This window comes from Phormidium sp. CCY1219, from assembly GCF_055795085.1.
The window spans coordinates 1-250 of record NZ_JAYFEQ010000903.1; the positions used below are offsets into that span (position 1 = coordinate 1).

General features: G+C 46.4%; 1 protein-coding gene. It reads left to right on the top strand.

The window, feature by feature from the left end; genetic code table 11:
* The coding region (locus tag AC0QH1_RS29720; protein ID WP_324635059.1) for a Uma2 family endonuclease at positions 1-250 on the top strand (250 nt) is incomplete at both ends.

Below are 250 nucleotides of genomic sequence, written 5' to 3' on the forward strand. Positions count from 1 at the left end.
GAAAAAGAGAAATTTCTCCCCTTTGCGCCGGATTTTGCGATCGAACTTATGTCGCCAAGCGATAGTTTAAAAACCACCCAAGCGAAAATGAAAGAATATATCGAAAATGGTACGGTATTGGGATGGTTGATTAATCGCCAAACTCGGCAAGTGGAAATTTATCGTCCCGGTGCAGAAGTAGAAGTGCTGGATAATCCTGCCACGGTGTCGGGAGACCCCCTGCTACCGGGATTTATCCTGCAGTTAGAGG